At 73.1% G+C, this 15,910-nt stretch carries 15 protein-coding genes; 13 read left to right on the forward strand and 2 right to left on the reverse strand.

Annotated features, from left to right (window positions below; genetic code table 11):
• Nucleotides 1–57: 57 nt before the first annotated feature.
• Nucleotides 58–1,098: a LacI family DNA-binding transcriptional regulator gene (locus tag M3666_RS05100; RefSeq protein WP_251154665.1), complete on the reverse strand. Its 1,041-nt coding sequence runs from the start codon at nucleotides 1,096–1,098 to the stop codon at nucleotides 58–60.
• Between the two features lie 143 nt (nucleotides 1,099–1,241).
• Between M3666_RS05100 and M3666_RS05105 the strand changes: the two genes are divergently transcribed.
• The 9 genes from M3666_RS05105 to M3666_RS05145 all read left to right on the forward strand — a co-directional run bounded on the left by M3666_RS05105 (nucleotide 1,242) and on the right by M3666_RS05145 (nucleotide 11,357).
• The gene (locus tag M3666_RS05105) at nucleotides 1,242–2,594 is read left to right on the forward strand and encodes an ABC transporter substrate-binding protein (protein ID WP_209683786.1); all 1,353 of its coding nucleotides are present in this window, start codon (nucleotides 1,242–1,244) and stop codon (nucleotides 2,592–2,594) included.
• A complete protein-coding gene (locus tag M3666_RS05110; protein ID WP_066652494.1) occupies nucleotides 2,594–3,607 on the forward strand; it encodes a carbohydrate ABC transporter permease in 1,014 nt (337 codons plus the stop codon). Before M3666_RS05105 ends, M3666_RS05110 begins: the two co-directional genes overlap by 1 nt.
• Complete coding sequence (locus M3666_RS05115) at nucleotides 3,604–4,551, forward strand: carbohydrate ABC transporter permease (RefSeq protein ID WP_251154666.1); 948 nt, start codon at nucleotides 3,604–3,606, stop codon at nucleotides 4,549–4,551. Before M3666_RS05110 ends, M3666_RS05115 begins: the two co-directional genes overlap by 4 nt.
• 125 nt (nucleotides 4,552–4,676) lie before the next feature.
• Entirely contained in the window at nucleotides 4,677–5,513 is an 837-nt protein-coding gene (locus M3666_RS05120) for a sugar phosphate isomerase/epimerase (protein ID WP_251154667.1), read from the forward strand.
• Nucleotides 5,510–6,694 carry a Gfo/Idh/MocA family protein gene (locus tag M3666_RS05125; protein ID WP_251154668.1) on the forward strand — a complete coding sequence of 395 codons (1,185 nt, stop codon included), beginning with the start codon at nucleotides 5,510–5,512 and terminating at the stop codon, nucleotides 6,692–6,694. Before M3666_RS05120 ends, M3666_RS05125 begins: the two co-directional genes overlap by 4 nt.
• Nucleotides 6,691–7,563, forward strand: a complete 873-nt coding sequence (locus M3666_RS05130; RefSeq protein WP_251154669.1) for a sugar phosphate isomerase/epimerase family protein — start codon at nucleotides 6,691–6,693, stop codon at nucleotides 7,561–7,563. The genes M3666_RS05125 and M3666_RS05130 overlap by 4 nt, the downstream gene beginning before the upstream one ends.
• Nucleotides 7,560–8,840 carry a mannitol dehydrogenase family protein gene (locus M3666_RS05135; protein WP_066652516.1) on the forward strand — a complete coding sequence of 427 codons (1,281 nt, stop codon included), beginning with the start codon at nucleotides 7,560–7,562 and terminating at the stop codon, nucleotides 8,838–8,840. The genes M3666_RS05130 and M3666_RS05135 overlap by 4 nt, the downstream gene beginning before the upstream one ends.
• A complete protein-coding gene (gene manD, locus M3666_RS05140) occupies nucleotides 8,837–10,192 on the forward strand; it encodes a D-mannonate dehydratase ManD (RefSeq protein WP_235426496.1) in 1,356 nt (451 codons plus the stop codon). The genes M3666_RS05135 and manD overlap by 4 nt, the downstream gene beginning before the upstream one ends.
• A gap of 220 nt (nucleotides 10,193–10,412) precedes the next feature.
• The gene (locus M3666_RS05145; RefSeq protein WP_251154670.1) at nucleotides 10,413–11,357 is read left to right on the forward strand and encodes a hypothetical protein; all 945 of its coding nucleotides are present in this window, start codon (nucleotides 10,413–10,415) and stop codon (nucleotides 11,355–11,357) included.
• Between the two features lie 13 nt (nucleotides 11,358–11,370).
• On the opposite strand, the gene M3666_RS05150 is transcribed toward M3666_RS05145, so the two are convergent.
• Nucleotides 11,371–11,982: a hypothetical protein gene (locus tag M3666_RS05150; RefSeq protein WP_251154671.1), complete on the reverse strand. Its 612-nt coding sequence runs from the start codon at nucleotides 11,980–11,982 to the stop codon at nucleotides 11,371–11,373.
• A 115-nt stretch (nucleotides 11,983–12,097) separates the two neighbouring features.
• Here M3666_RS05150 and M3666_RS05155 point away from each other — a divergent pair, with 115 nt between their 5' ends.
• From M3666_RS05155 to M3666_RS05170, 4 genes are all read left to right on the forward strand, one after another.
• Entirely contained in the window at nucleotides 12,098–13,300 is a 1,203-nt protein-coding gene (locus M3666_RS05155; protein WP_251154672.1) for a sensor histidine kinase, read from the forward strand.
• On the forward strand, nucleotides 13,297–13,953 hold the full coding sequence (locus tag M3666_RS05160; protein ID WP_251154673.1) for a response regulator transcription factor: 657 nt from the start codon (nucleotides 13,297–13,299) through the stop codon (nucleotides 13,951–13,953). The genes M3666_RS05155 and M3666_RS05160 overlap by 4 nt, the downstream gene beginning before the upstream one ends.
• 10 nt (nucleotides 13,954–13,963) lie before the next feature.
• A complete protein-coding gene (locus tag M3666_RS05165; protein WP_251154674.1) occupies nucleotides 13,964–14,923 on the forward strand; it encodes a hypothetical protein in 960 nt (319 codons plus the stop codon).
• Between the two features lie 335 nt (nucleotides 14,924–15,258).
• A complete protein-coding gene (locus M3666_RS05170) occupies nucleotides 15,259–15,879 on the forward strand; it encodes a 50S ribosomal protein L25/general stress protein Ctc (protein ID WP_251154675.1) in 621 nt (206 codons plus the stop codon).
• Nucleotides 15,880–15,910: the final 31 nt, after the last annotated feature.

The raw sequence follows: 15,910 nt of genomic DNA on the forward strand, positions 1-15,910 counted from the left end.
GGGGGGGGCGGGGGGGGGGGGGGGGGGGGCGAGCGGGATCGTGCGGCGGTGCGGGGATCAGCGGGGCCGCACGGGTGCCGGGCCCGTGGACCCCCGGACGGTCAGGTGGGTCGGCAGCGCGACGGCGCCCGACGGGTGCTCACCCGGCGGCTCGTCGGCCGGCAGCGCATCGAGTCGACCGAGCAGCATCCGGATCGCCACCCGACCGGCGCGTTCGATCGGCGACGTCATGGTCGTCAGGGGCGGGTTGCAGAAGTCGGCACCGAAGATGTCGTCGCAGCCGACCACGCTCACGTCCTCGGGCACGCGGACGCCCCGCTCCCGGAACCGCGTCAGCATCCCGATCGCGATGAGGTCGTTGAAGGCGATGCACGCGGTGGCCCCGGCGTGCACGGCGGCGTCGGCGGCGGCCGCTCCGGAGTCGACGAACGGCGCGTGCGGGCCGATGCGGGCGACCCGGACACCCAGGCGCCCCGCCACGCGGACGAGCGCCCGCCAGCGGCGTTCGTTCGACCAGGAGCTGTCCGGGCCGGCCACGTAGAGCACGTCCCGGTGCCCGAGGGACACCAGGTGCTGCACGGCCTGCTCGACGCCTCCGGGGGTGTCGATGAGGACCGACGGCACCCCGGCCGGGCGACGGTTCACGACGACGAGCGGGGTGCGCTCGGCGAACCGGGCGATCTGCGCGTCGGACAGGCGGGACGCCGTGAGCACGGCGCCGTCGGCCTTGCCGGCGACGGCACGCAGCGCCGCGACCTCGGCCTCGGCGGACTCCTCGGTGTCGACGAGCAACTGCGTCCACCCGGCGGCGGAGAGCTGGTGCTGCGTGCCGCGGATCACGTCGAAGTAGAAGGGGTTGGTGATGTCGGACACCAGGACGGCGACCGCCCGGGTCCGTCCCGAGGTGAGCGCCCGGGCCTGCGAGTTCGCGACGTAGCCGAGCTCGCGGGCGACCTGCTGGATCCGCTGCTGGGTGTCGCGGTTGACCCGGTCCGGCAGCGAGAGCGCGCGGGAGACCGTGGACGGGGCGACCCCGGTCGCGTCGGCGATGTCCCGGATGGTCACCCGCCGCGAGGTGTCCGTGTCTGCGCTGCTCACGAGGCGAAACTAGGCCGGCGTGGCAACAAGTGGCAACCGGTTGCCGGTTGTTGCCACGGCCGGGACAGTGGTGGCACGTCGGCAGCGCAGCCGCCGTCCCGGGCACCATCGCCCGGGGGAGATGTCGAGGAGGACACCCCCGCATGAGCACAGGAAGACGCAGGACCCGCATCCTGGTCGGTGCCGCCGTCGTCGCCGTCGCCGCCCTCTCGCTGCAGGGCTGCGCGATCGTTGACGGCAGCGGCGACGACCCGGACACCCTCCGCGTGATGATGGGCGCGGACACCACCTACCCGAAGGAACGCGCGCAGTGGCAGCGGGAGACCGCCGCCGAGTTCGAGCGCACCACGGGTGCCGACATCCAGTGGGAGACCTACTCGACCCCGCAGGAGGAGCTCACCGCGATCCAGACCAGCGTCATCTCGGGCCAGGGCCCGGACGTCTACGCGATCGGGACGACCTTCACCCCGACCGCCTACGCCACCGGTGCCTTCGTCGAGATGGGGCCGGAGCAGTGGGACGCGGTCGGCGGCAAGGACCAGTTCGCACCGGCGTCCCTCGGCATCTCCGGTCCGAGCACGGCGGAGCAGATCGGGATCCCCTTCGCCAGCCGACCGTTCGTGATGGCCGTCAACACGGAGCTCCTCGAGCGCGCCGGGATCACGGACCTGCCGACGACCTGGGACGAGCTCACCGAGGACGCCCGGAAGACCACCGGCGACGGTACCTACGGCATGGCGATCGCCTACGCGGACGGCTTCGACCCGTGGAAGTTCGTGTGGGGGATGGCACAGAACGCCGGCAACACGATCATCGACGGTGGGAAGGCCGAGATCGACGCCCCCGCCGTCGAGCAGGCCTACCGCACCTACTTCGACTGGGTGACGGAGGACGGCGTGGTCGACCCCGCGGCGATCGGCTGGAACAACCCGCAGGCCCTCGCGCAGTTCGCCGACGGCAAGGCCGCGTTCTTCCCGATGACCACGACGACCTCCCTGAACTCGCTGCAGGGCTCGGCCGTCGACGGCAAGTACGAGTACGCCCTGCTGCCGACCGTGCCCCCGGGCGCGACCGAGCGTCCCGCCGACGGCATCGAGGCGGCGAGCATCCTGTCCGGGGACAACCTCGTCGTCGCCGACTACGGCTCGAAGCAGGACCTGTCGTTCGACTTCGTGCGGCAGGTGTCCTCGCCCGAGGCGCAGGAACGCTACTTCGAGCTGTTCGGGCAACTGCCGACGAACACCGTCGCGGCGGACCGCATCGCGCAGCAGAACCCCGACCTCGCCCCCATCGTCCGCGCCGGCGAACTGTCGAAGCCCACCGCCTTCACCGGCGCCTGGTCGGACGTGCAGCTCTCGCTGGTCGACGTCGTCGTGCAGTCGATCCCGTCGCTGAAGCGCGGCGAGGTCAGCGACGACCAGCTCCGGAAGCGCCTCGCAGCGGCGCAGCGGGACGCCCAGGCAACGCTCGACCGCCAGAAGAACGGAGGGCTGTGATGACCACCACGCAGACCCGACCCCGCCAGGAGACCCCGCGGGAGGTCCGCCCGCACGGGACGACCCCGCTGTACCAGCGCGAGCGTCCGCTCTGGATGCTCCTGCCCGGCGGCGTCCTCATGCTCGCCGTCATCGTCGTACCGCTGCTCGTCGGCCTGTACATCGCGATGCTCGACCTCGACCAGTACACGCTGCGCCAGTGGTTCAGCGCTCCCTTCGTCGGGTTCGCCAACTTCGCCGAGGCCTTCACCGACTCGCCGCTCCTGCACTCGATCTGGATCTCGGTGTCCCTGTCGGTGCTCGTCACCGCGGTCACCGTCCCGATCGGTGTCGCCGCGGCGGTCTCCACGCAGAACCGGTTCCCCGGGCGCGGCCTGGTCCGGTCGATCTACCTCGTGCCGTACGTGCTGCCGGCCTTCGTCGTCGGGACGTTCTTCCGCACGATGCTCCAGCCGCAGGGCGTGGTGAACACCGTCCTCGGCACCGACGTCCTCTGGCTGAACGGCTCCGCGTCCTACTGGGCGCTCGCCGGCGTCATGGTGTGGACGAGCTGGCCGTTCGTCTACCTGCTCTCGCTCGCCGGACTGCAGGCGGTCGACAACGAGGTGCACGAGGCCGCCGCCCTCGACGGCGTGACGTGGTGGGCGAAGCTCCGCTACATCGTCTTCCCGTACCTGCGCGGACCGCTGAGCCTGGCGATCATCATCTCGATCCTGCACAACATCAACAACTTCACGCTGCCCTTCGTGCTCTTCGGCAACCCCCTGCCCTCGAGCGTCGAGGTGATGCCCGTCCTGACGTACATCGCGAGCTTCCAGTCGTTCCGCTTCGGCCTGTCCGCGGCGATGGCGATCTGCTCGCTGGTGATCGTCGCGATCCCGCTGTTCGTCTACCTCCGGGCCGTCAAGCTCGACACCGGAGACGACGCGGGCCCCACCCGGAAGCAGCGTCGCGCGGACCGCGCCCTGCTCGCCGCCCCGGCCGCCGCCGACCTCGAGGGAGCCCGCGCATGAGCGCCTTCAGCCAGACCCGCACCCGTCCGACCGCGACGCTCACCGAGAGCATCACCGCCGGTGGCTCGAAGCGCCCGAAGCGTCCGTACGACACCGACGTCACCCGGCTGCTGCCGCGGTGGCTGCTGGTCACCGTGATCGCGGTCCTCGTCGCGTTCATCGCCGTGCCGGTGCTGTACATCCTGTTCGGCTCGGTGAACTCGGACGTCGCGGTCGCCCGCGGCGAGTACTTCCCGTCCGAGTTCACGCTGTCGAACTACGTGGCGATCTGGGACACCGTGGCGCTCGGGCAGGGCCTGGTGAACTCCCTGCTCACCGCCGGTGCGGTGGCGGTCGCGAGTGCGGCGCTCGCCGTGTCCACCGCCTACGTGCTCGTCCGGTTCCGGTTCCTCGGCCGGCTGACGATCCTCCGCGGGCTGCTCGCCCTGCAGTCGATCCCCGGCACCCTGCTGCTCCTGCCCGTCTTCGTGGTCTTCGCCAACATCGCGAGCGCCACCGGCGTGCAGGTGATCGGCACCCGCTGGGGCCTCTTCGTCACCTACCTGACGTTCGCCCTGCCGTTCTCGACGTGGGTGATGGTGACGTACCTGCGCGGTCTGCCGAAGGAGCTCGAGGAGGCGGCCCGCATCGACGGCGCCTCGAGCACCCGCATCCTGCGGAGCGTCGTGCTGCCCCTCTCGTGGCCCGGCATCGTGGTCTCGGCGATCTTCGCCTTCCTGCTCGGCTGGAACGACGTGCTCTTCAGCACGATCATGACGACCCCGAACACCCGCACGGTCGCCGTGGTGCTGCAGGTGCTCGGCACCGCCCAGGAGGGCGGCGCCGTCCCGATCTACGGCCAGATGATGGCCGCGTCGATCGTCTGCGCCGTGCCGGTCGTCGCGCTCTACCTCATCTTCCAGCGCTACCTGGTCGGCGGGCTCACCGCCGGCTCCGTCAAGTGACCTGGTCGGCGGGCAGGACCCGTCGAGGCCGCCGGCTCCGTCAAGGAGCGAACGCAACCACACGACGGACGGGAGGCGCGGTGCCGGCCCGCCACGCGCCTCCCGTCCGACAAGGAAGGAACACGATGACCCAGCCAACGTGGGAGCTCTCCGGCTTCGGCGACGAGATCGATGCCGACCCGGCCGTCCAGGTCGCCGTGCTGCAGGCGCTCGGCGCGAGCGCGATCGAGGTGCGCAGCGCCTGGGGCACCAACGTCGTCGACCTCGACGACGACCAGCTCGCCGGCCTCCACCGCCTGTTCGAGGAGCGCGGGCAGACCGTGTCCGCGATCGCCTCGCCGATCGGCAAGGTGGTCGTCGACCGGCCCGTCGAGCACGAGGTCGAGCGGCTGGGCCGCGCGATCGCGGCCGCGCACGCGCTCGGCACGACGAACGTCCGGATCTTCTCGTTCTACTTCGACGGGCGCACGGCGGACGAGGTGCGCGACGACGTCATGGTCCGGATGCGTGCGCTCGCCGACCACGCCGGGCGCGAGGGCGTCACCCTGCTGCACGAGAACGAGAAGGACATCTACGGCGACGTCCCCGAGCGCGTGCTCGACATCGTCGAGAGCGTCGGGTCGAGTGCGCTGCGGCTCGCCTGGGACAACGCGAACTACGTGCAGTGCGGCGTCCGGCCGTTCACCGACGGCTGGGCGCAGCTCGCGCCGTACGTCGACTACCTGCAGGTGAAGGACGCCCTGGCCGCCGACGCGTCCGTCGTCCCGGCGGGGGAGGGCGACGGCGAACTGCTCGAGACCCTGACCGCCCTCCGCGACGCCGGCTACTCCGGGTACGCCTCCCTCGAACCGCACCTCAGCGACGTCACCTCCCTCGGCGGGTTCTCCGGCCCCGCGGCCTTCGGCCGTGCCGGACGGGCCTTCCGTTCCCTCACCGACCAGATCGGAGTCACCCTGCGATGAGCACCCCCCTGAAGTTGGCGGTCGTCGGCGCCGGCGTCATCGGACGCCACCACGCCCGCGTCGCCGTGCAGCACCCGGACCTGCAGGTCGTCGCCCTCGTCGACGCCGTCCCCGCAGCCGCCACCGGCGCGGCGGACGAGATCGAGGCGACGGGCGCCGACCGGCCCGTCACCACCGCGACCGTCGAGGAGGCCATCGCGCAGACCGACATCGACGTCGTCGCGATCTGCTCCCCGTCCGGCATGCACGTCCAGCTGGCCGAGGCGGCGCTCGCCGCGGGCAAGCACGTCGTCATCGAGAAGCCGCTCGACACCACGATGCCCCGGGCGCGCCAGATCGCGGCGCTCGCCGCGGACGCCCGCTCGCGTGGGGTGACGGCGAGTGTGATCAGCCAGCACCGCTTCGACCCGGCCTCGGTCGCGGTCGCGGGAGCCGCGCACGGCGGCGACTTCGGCACCGTGACCTCCGGCGTCGCGAGCGTCGCCTGGTACCGCTCGCAGGGCTACTACGACTCGGGCGACTGGCGCGGCACCTGGGCGCTCGACGGCGGCGGCGCGGTGATGAACCAGGGCGTGCACACCGTCGACCTGCTCGTCTGGGCACTCGGTCGTCCCGAGGAGATCTCGGCGCAGGTCGGGCTCCTCGCGCACGACCGCATCGAGGTCGAGGACACCGCGGTCGCGACCGTCCGGTTCCGCGGCGGCGCGCTCGGCGTCATCCACTGCACGACCGCCGCCTACCCGGGACTCTCCGCGCGCTACGCGGTGTACGGCACGCACGGTTCGGCGATCGTCGACGACGACCGGCTCGCGTACTTCCACGTCGCACCGGACGCGGCGACGCTCGAGTCCGCGTCGACCACGGCGAACGCCACCGCGGTCGCCGACGCCGTCGACCAGAAGCACGACGTCGTCCCGCCGGAGCACGTCGTCGGCGGCCCGCCGGAGCCCGACCACTTCGCCGCGGGGCACGCCCGCCAGTACACGGACATCGTCGCCGCGATCCGCGAGGGGCGCGACCCCGGCGTGACCGTCGACGACGCCCTCGTGTCGCTCGCGACCGTCCGCGGCCTGTACGTCAGCGCGACCCTCGGGCAGCCGGTCCGGATCGACGACGTCATCGAGGGGAAGTACGACGACGTCGAACCGGTCGTCGCTCCCCGGGAAGGAGCAGTCCGGTGAAGTTCTCCGTGTTCACCGCGTCCACGCCCGACTGGACCCCGTCGCAGGCAGCCGACACCCTCGCCGAGCAGGGCTGGGACGGCATCGAGTGGCGGATCGTCGACGACCGCACCGAGGACGGCTCGTCCGGCTTCTGGGCCGGCAACCGGTCGACCTGGCAGTTCACCGGCATCGCGGACCGGGTCGGCGAGATCGCCCGCACCACCGCCGCCGCCGGCCTGCAGTACTCGGGCATCGGCGGCTACCAGCCGGTGTCCGACCACGAGGGCGTCGAGACGATGCTCCGGGTGACGAGCGAACTCGGCGCCCGCCAGGTGCGCGTCACCATGCCCTGGTACCAGCGGGAGCGCGAGCGGACCGGCGCCACCTACGGGGAGCTCTTCGACCGCACGCGCGCCGACCTCGAGTGGGCGGCGGTGCGTGCTGCCGCGCTCGGTGTCAAGGCACTCGTCGAGCTGCACCACATGACGATCACCCCGTCCGCGTCGGCCGCGCTCCGGCTCGTCGACGGGCTCGACCCCGAGCACGTCGGCGTCATCCACGACCTGGGGAACCTCGTGATCGAGGGGCAGGAGGACCACCTCGCGGCCTTCGAGCTCCTCGGGCCGTACCTCGCCCACGCGCACGTGAAGAACGCACGGTGGGTCGACACCGGCGAGACCCGGGCCGACGGCAGCCGGATCTGGCGGAACGAGTGGGTACCGCTGCGCGACGGCCAGGCGTCGGTGTCCGAGTACCTCGACGCCCTGCGACGGCACGGGTACGACGGCTGGGTCACCATCGAGGACTTCTCGACCGACCTGCCGCTCGCCGAGCGCACCGCCGACAACCTGGCGTACCTGCGCTCCCTGGTCCCGGTGACCGCATGAGTCGGCGCCCCGGCATCGCCCACCTCGGCATCGGCGCGTTCGCGCGCGCCCACCTCGCCTGGTACACGCAGCACGCCAGCGGTGATCCGTGGGGGATCACCGCCTTCACCGGGCGCTCGCCCGGAGCAGCCGATGCGCTCGCCGGGCAGGACTGCCGGTACACGCTGGTGACGCGAGCGGCCGACGGTGACACGGCCGAGGTGGTCGACTCGATCGTGGCGGCGCACCCCGGCGGCGACGGCACGGCCTGGAGGCACGTGGTCGCGTCCCCGGGGACGACCATCGTCACGCTGACGGTCACCGAGGCCGGCTACCGCGCCGACGCCGACGTGCCGGCCCGGTTGGTCGACGGGCTCGCCGCACGCCGGGCCGCCGACGGCGGACGCATCGCCCTGGTGTCGCTCGACAACCTGACGCACAACGGCGCCGTGCTCCGCGAGGCGGTGCTGGGGGCGACGGACGACCCGGCACTCCGGTCGTGGATCGAGTCGTCCGTCGCCTTCCCGTCGTCGATGGTGGACCGGATCACGCCGGCCACCACCGCCGCCGACCTCGACGAGATCGGCGACCTGCCCGGGGCGTTCGACGGCGACCGTGTGCCCGTGGTCACGGAACCCTTCGCCGAGTGGGTGCTCGAGGACGTGTTCGACGGCATCGACCGCCCCGAGTGGGAGACCGCCGGCGTCCGGCTCGTGCCCGACGTCACCCCGTACGAGCAGCGGAAGCTCTGGCTGCTCAACGGGGCGCACTCGCTCCTGGCGTACCTCGGCCTGCTGCTCGGCCACGACACCGTGGCGTCGGCGATGGACGACCCACGCTGCCGGACCGCCGTCGAGCAGCTCTGGGACGAAGCCGCCGCCGAACTCCCGCTGCCGGCCGACGAGGTCGCCGACGCCCGGGCCGCGCTCGTCGAGCGGTTCGCGAACCCGCGCATCCGGCACACCCTGCGCCAGATCGCGTCCGGCGGCTCGCAGAAGCTGCCCGTCCGCGTCGTCGACGTCCTGCGTCGGCGACTCGAGCGCGACCCCGACGCCGGGGTCGGCCCGGGAGCCGCGACCCTGCTCGCCGCCTGGTGGGTGCACTGCACCACGCAGGCCGAGCTGGTGGACGACGCCGGAGCACCCGGGCCAGACTCGGACGTGCACGACGTCCTGGGGGTCGTCGCGCCCGACCTCGACACCACCCCAGTGGTGGCCGCCGTCACCGCGGCCGCCGAACGCATCCGCGCCGCCGCGGCACCAGCACGCGGCCCCGTCGACGAAGGAGTCCACGCATGACCGACACCGGCACCACGAACCCCGCTGCGCCCGTCCCCGGCGCTGCCGATGGCGGCGGGGCGACGGACCCGACCGCCGGCCGACCGGACACCTGGGCGTCGGCCGACCGCGGACAGCTCATCGACCGGGCGGAGGTCATCGTCACGAGTCCGGACCGCAACTTCGTCACCCTGCGGATCACCACCGCCGACGGTGTCACCGGGCTCGGCGACGCCACCCTCAACGGCCGCGAGCTCGCCGTGTCCGCGTACCTGTCCGAGCACGTCGTCCCGCTGCTCGTCGGGCGGGACGCCAGCCGCATCGAGGACGCCTGGCAGTTCCTCTACCGCTCGTCGTACTGGCGCCGGGGCCCGGTCACGATGGCCGCCATCGCGGCCGTCGACATGGCGCTGTGGGACATCAAGGCCAAGGTCGCCGGGATGCCGCTCTACCAGCTGCTCGGCGGGGCGTCGCGCACCGGACTCATGGCGTACGGCCACGCCTCGGGCAAGGAGCTCCCGGAGCTCTTCGACTCGATCCGCGAGCACCAGGAGGAGGGCTACCGGTCCATCCGCGTGCAGACGGGCGTCCCCGGGCTCGAGAGCATCTACGGCATCGCGTCGAACCGGACGACCGAGGGCAACGCCGGCGTCCGGTACGACTTCGAGCCGGCACAGCGGGGTGCGTTCCCGGCGATGGAGGACTGGGACACCCGTGCCTACCTGCGCCACGTGCCGACCGTGTTCGAGGCCGTCCGGAACGAGTTCGGGCCCGAGCTGCCGCTCCTGCACGACGGCCACCACCGGATGACCCCGCTGCAGGCGGCCAAGCTCGGCAAGAGCCTGGAGCCGTACGACCTGTTCTGGCTCGAGGACTGCACCCCCGCCGAGAACCAGGAGGCGCTCAAGCTCGTCCGGCAGCACACCACCACGCCGCTCGCGATCGGCGAGGTCTTCAACACGATCTGGGACTTCAAGGACATCATCCGCGACCAGCTCATCGACTACGTGCGCGGTGCCGTGACCCACATGGGCGGCGTCACCCCGCTGCGCAAGACGATGGACTACGCCGCGATGTACCAGATCAAGTCCGGGTTCCACGGGCCGACGGACATCTCACCCGTCGGACTCGCCGCGCAGATGCACCTCGGGATGGCGATCCACAACTTCGGCATCCAGGAGTACATGCAGCACGGACCGAGGACGAACCAGGTGTTCCGGCAGACGTTCACCTTCACGGACGGGTACCTGCACCCGGGCGACGAGCCGGGCCTCGGCGTGACGCTCGACGTGGACGAGGCGGGGAAGTACCCGTACGAGCAGGCGTACCTGCCGTTCAACCGCCTGGCCGACGGCACCGTCCACGACTGGTAGTCCGACGCCGGACCGGCGGCCGACCCCGCCCCGAGCGCCCGCCCCCGCCCCCGCTTCCGAGCGGGCGACCCCGCCCCCGCCCCCGAGCGGGCGACGTACGGCACGGTCGCGCACGACGGTGACGTACGCGGCCCGCTCGGTGGAGGACGTCCGGCGTGTCCTGCCCGGTCGCTCGTGCTTCCGACGAGAGCGCGGGTGCGTCGACGGGCATGCTGGGGGCATGGAGTTCGCGGACGAGGCGAGGGAACTGCTCCTCGTCGCGCCCGCCGACTTCGTCCGGCAACGCACCGCGCGGCAGCGTGCGGTGCGGAAGGACGACCGAGCGCTCGCGACGCGCATCGGCGGTCTGCGCAAGCCCGCGCCCGCGGCGTGGGTGGTCGACCTGCTCGCGCACGAGGGCGCCCTGGACGAGGCGGTCGAGCTCGGCCCGGCGATCCGGCAGGCCCTGGCGGACGCCGACCCCGACGAGATCCGACGGCTCCGCCGCCAGCGGTCCGACGTCGTCGCCGCGCTGGCGCAGGCGGGGGCCGACCTGGCGTCCGACGCCGGGCACCCGCTGACATCCGCCGTCCTCGACCAGGTCCGCGCGACGATCGAGGCTGCGACGGCCGACGGACACGCGGGCGCCGCCGTCCGGTCCGGCCTGCTCGTCCGACCGCTCGAGAGCGCCGGGTTCGACGACGTCGACCTCGACGGGGCACTGGCCGATCCCGACGCGGTCCCGGACGCGTGGTCCGGTACCGACGCCGAACCCATCCCGATCACCAGCGCGCGACGGTCCCGGAAGGGGAGCCGAGCCTCCCGGCCGGAGCCGGAGCCGGAGCCGGAGCCGGAGCCGGAGCCGCAGTCCGAGCCGGAGCCGGAATCCGAACCGCAGGCCGAACCCGGACCGCGTACCGACCCCGCTGCCGAGCGCCGCGCCGCTCGCGAGGCCGAGGCGACCGCTCGGGCCGAGTCCCGCGATGCCGACGCGGCCCTCGATGCGGCGGAGCAGGAACTCGAGGCCGCCGAGGACCGTCGTGCCGAGCTCGAACGGCAGCTCGCCGAAGCAGTCGTCGAGGTCGAGCGGGCCGAACGCGCGCGCGACGAGGCAGCGGACGCGAGTGACCGCGCGCGGGACCTCCTGCGCGCCGCGCAGCACCACCGCCGAGACGTCGGTCGCTGACCGGCGACGACCCTCAGGCACCAGCCGATCGCTCGGAACGCACCTCCGCGACGAGCCGCTGCACGCGCGACCACCGACGACGCTCAGCGACGGCGAGGACGACCACCAGGACGGCGGTCGCGAGGACGATGGCGGGGACGAGCGGCCCCGGGGAGCCGAGCAGGACGATCCCCAGTCCGACGAGGCTCGGCAGGGTCGCCGCCGACGTCCGGCGCTGCCACCGGGTGATCGCGTCGACCAGGTCGACCGATCGCGGCGTGGGTACCTCCGCACCGCGGAGCTGTCGGCGGAGGTCCCGACGATCGGCAGCCCCGAGGAGTGCGACCGGAGACCGGGCAGGGAGGAACGGTTCGAGTCGCCCGCGCCGTCGAGCGACCGACCACGCCCCGACCGCCACGACCCACCCGAGGACCGCGACGGCGACGCGCCAGTCGAGCCCACCGAGGACCGCGAGCGGCACGTCGATGCCGGCCACCAGCGTCGCGGCGGCGGAGAGGGCGGCCTGGATCGACGGCCCGCGTCCCCGCCTCGGTCCGCGGGCGAGCGCTTCGGCTGCGCGCGCCGCCGCTGCCCACCGGTCGTCGGTGGCCGGGTCGCGCGCGGGCAGGGACTCGTTCGTCGACACGCCCCGACGCTAGCGACGCGTCCTGACCGCAGGGCTCGACGGCACCTCATCCACTCGGATGAAAGGTGCCGCCCGAGCTCGCAGCCGCGTCGACGCCCGCCCTACGCTCGCCGACATGACCTCCTTCCTGCGTCGCCGCGTCCGGCACGTGCTGCCTCCGGTCGTCGGTGCCGTGTACCTGGTGCTCTGGATCGTCGCCGAGGCCGGACGCTCCGAGCTGACCGGCCACGTGCTCGTCGTCGCCGCGTTCGCCGTCGCCATCGGGTTGACGAACTGGATGCCCGCGACGGCGCTCGGCCTGGTCGTGGTGGTCCCGCTGCTGCAGGCGCTGCACCTGCTCGACCGCCCGCGCGCGACGACGTGGCCGGAGTACCTGGCGATCGCGATCGTCGTGGGCGTCGTCGGTGCAGGGCGGTCGGGGCTGCTCCGATGGCTCGCGGTCCCGGCCCTCGGCGTCGCGAGCATCGCCGCCGCCTGGGCGATGGCGGTGCCGACGGTCGCCGACCCCGACGTCTGGGGCAACTGGACCGGGGCGCACTCGGGGACGCGGAGTGACCTCGTGCTCCTGTCGCTGGCGATCGCCGGCGCGAGCGGCATCGCCTGGGCCGCCGGCGTCGCCGTCGGTGCAGCGTGGCGGATCGGCCTCGCCAGGACCCGCGTCGTCGCGGCCGAGCGGGAGACCGAGGTCACGACCGCCGAGCTCCGCGCGGAACAGGAACGCGCCAGGATCGCCCGCGACGTGCACGACTCGCTCGCACACTCGCTCGCCGTGGTGGTCTCGCAGGCCCAGGGCGCCGCGGCGATCGCCGGTGCCGGCGCACCGGCAGCGACGGCCCTCCGCGACATCGCCGACGTGAGCCGGAGCGCCCTCGGTGACGTCCGTGCACTCGTCGAACGCATCCAGGGCGCCGGGTCGGCGGCGGTGCACGGCCTCGTGGACGTCCCCGACCTCGTCGAGGACATGCGCGACCTCGGCATGCGTGCGACGTTCGAGCAGCACGGTGTGCCCGGACCCGTCGGCACGGCGACCGGGGGAGCGGTGCACCGGATCGTGCAGGAGAGCCTGACGAACGTCCTCAAGCACCAGGGGCGGACGGCGTCGACCCGCGTCGTGCTCGACTGGCGCGGCCCGGGCCTCGGCATCGTGGTCACCTCGCGAGGGGACGCGCCCCTGGTGCAGCTCGACGGCGCGGGCTCGGGCATCGAGGGCATGCGGGAGCGGGCACGGCTCGCCGGCGGGTGGCTCCGGGCCGGCGCGGGTGACGACGTCGACGAGTTCGTCGTGACCGGTTGGGTGCCCGTCGAGGACGCCCGGTGAGCGCGATCCGCGTCGCCGTGGTCGACGACCAGCACCTCTTCGCCTCCGGCATGCGGATGCTCGTCGAGGCCCAGGACGACATGGCCTGCGTCGGCACCGCTGCCGACGGCGCCGCGGCGCTCGAGCTCTGCGCCGACGAGGACCCCGACGTCCTGCTCCTGGACCTCCGCATGCCGGTGCTGAACGGCATCGAGACCACCGCACGCCTGGCCGCGCAGGGCGGAGACCGCCCGAGGGTCGTGGTGTTGACGACGATCCGCCGCGACGAGGCCGTGCTCGCCGCCCTCCGTGCGGGAGCGGCGGCGTTCCTGACGAAGGACGCCCTGCCCGATGTGGTGCTCGGCACGATCCGCGACGTCCACGAGGGGCGTCCGGCGCCGACCGAGGCCGAGGCGCTCGACCTGCTCCGCGCCGACGGGACCCTCGTCGAGACCCCGCGCCCGGACGAGGTGCTCGACGTCCTCACCGCCCGGGAGCGCGAGGTCTTCCTGCTCGTCGCGAAGGGGCTCAGCAACCAGGAGATCGCGGCGACCGTGTTCCTCAGCGAGGCCACGGTCAAGACGCACGTCCGCGCGGTGCTCACGAAGCTCGGACTCCGGAACCGGATCCAGGTCGTCATCACCGCACACGAACGCGGACTCGTCCGCGCCTAGGGGGAACACCATGCGCATCACCCAGCGTTCCGCGAAGTCCGGCGCACTCGTCCTCGTCCTCGCCGGCCTCGGGGGAGCCGTGCTGCACAGCCTGCCCGAGCCCGCCGACCACGCCGTCCGCCCGACGGTGGAGCGCGACCTCGACACGTGGTCGATGCCGCTCGACGGCTACGCCCGGCCCGCGGTCGACGAGACGTCCTACGCCGAGGAACTGGTCGCGGAGCCGTGTCTCGAGCGGCTCGGGATCGACGGGGCACCACCGTGGGCGACGGTCTCGGGGCTCCGCGCACTGAGCGAAGCGGACGACCCGGCGGTCCGCGGCAACACCGCGCCGGCACTCGCGACGACGAAGCCGCTGCTGCCCGCACTGGCCGAGCGCCGCGGGTACCACCTCACGTCGACCATCGGCGCGAACGTCGAGGCGAGACGGTCGTGGGCCGGCTCTCCCGAGCGGACCGCGGTCATCGCGGCAGCGCCGCGGGACGCGGTCGCCGGCTGCTGGCACCAGGCCCGTCGGACGCTCGGCACGAACGGGCGCGGCGTGGAGCAGAGCACCGAGGTCGCCGAGCGGCTCACCGCCCTCGCCGCCGCCGACGCCCGTCAGGACGCATCGGTCGAGGCGACGACGGGCGCCTGGCACCGCTGCATGTCCACGGCCGGTCTGGTCGACCTCCCCGCGGCGCCGAGCGACCTGCCGTCGCAGTCGATGCTCATGGACTACGGCCTGAACTTCCGTGAGGGTGAGGTCACGAAGCCCGAGATCGCCCTCGCCGAGCACGACCTGGCCTGCCAGCAGTCGTCCGGCTACCGGGAGGCGCTCTACGACGCGCAGTGGTCCCGGCTCCTCCACGTCACCGCCACCGACGCCGCCGTGCTGGCAGCCGCCCGGCCGGACCAGCTCGCGGTCGCCGACCGCGTCGCCAGGACGATCGAGCGACTGGCGCCGGAGGCACCGGAGGACGTCGACTGACGGGCGCCGGCGACGGACCCGCGGTCGCGGGCAGGTGGACCTGGGGGGACCGGTCCGCGACCGTGCGCAGGGACGGACGGGAGGCTCGTGGCGGCACCGCCACGAGCCTCCCGTCCGGTGGTGGGCGGTGCCGCGGTGCGACACGCCCGACGTCCCCTGCTAGACTCACAAACCGACTTCGGCGAGGGCCGCGCAGCGCGCGGCCGTGATCGACGCGGTAGGGAGACCCGGCCCAGTCCTGGGAGCGTTCCTCACGCGTGCACGCGTTCGAGTTGCAACACCACAGACCCCCCGATGCCGGCACCCCGGCGTCGACCCCGACACCAGGAGGCACCATGGCCGACTACACCAAGCTCGCAGCGGAGACCCGCACCAAGTTCGGCAAGGGCGCTGCGCGCAAGCTCCGCGCCGCCGACAAGATCCCCGCGGTCGTCTACGGCCACGGCACCGAGCCGCAGCACATCACCCTCCCGGGCCACGAGACGATGCTGCTCGTCCGTACCGCCAACGCGGTCGTCGACCTCGACATCGAGGGTGCGGCCCAGCTCGCCCTCGTCAAGGACGTCCAGCGCGACCCGGTGCGCCAGATCATCGAGCACATCGACCTCGTCGTCGTGCGCCGTGGCGAGAAGGTCACCGTCGACGTCCCCGTCGTCGTCGAGGGCGAGTCGTTCTCCGGCACGATCCACGTCCAGGACCTCTCCTCGGTCTCGCTCCTCGTCGAGGCGACCGACATCCCGGAGCACGTGACCGTCGACGTCGAGGGCCTCGAGGACGGCACCCAGGTGCTGGCCTCGCAGCTCGAGCTGCCGACCGGCGCCGAGCTCGAGACCGACGGCGAGGCGCTCGTCGTGCAGATCGTCACCCCGCGTGGCACCGCTGACGACGAGGCTGCTGCCGAGGCGGGCGCCGAGGCCGGTGCCGAGGGCGGCTCCGCCCCGGTCGACTCCGAGTAACACACCCGCCGCGGAACGTCTGGCCGACGCT

This window comes from Curtobacterium sp. ODYSSEY 48 V2 (assembly GCF_023712625.1).
Classification (GTDB): domain Bacteria; phylum Actinomycetota; class Actinomycetes; order Actinomycetales; family Microbacteriaceae; genus Curtobacterium.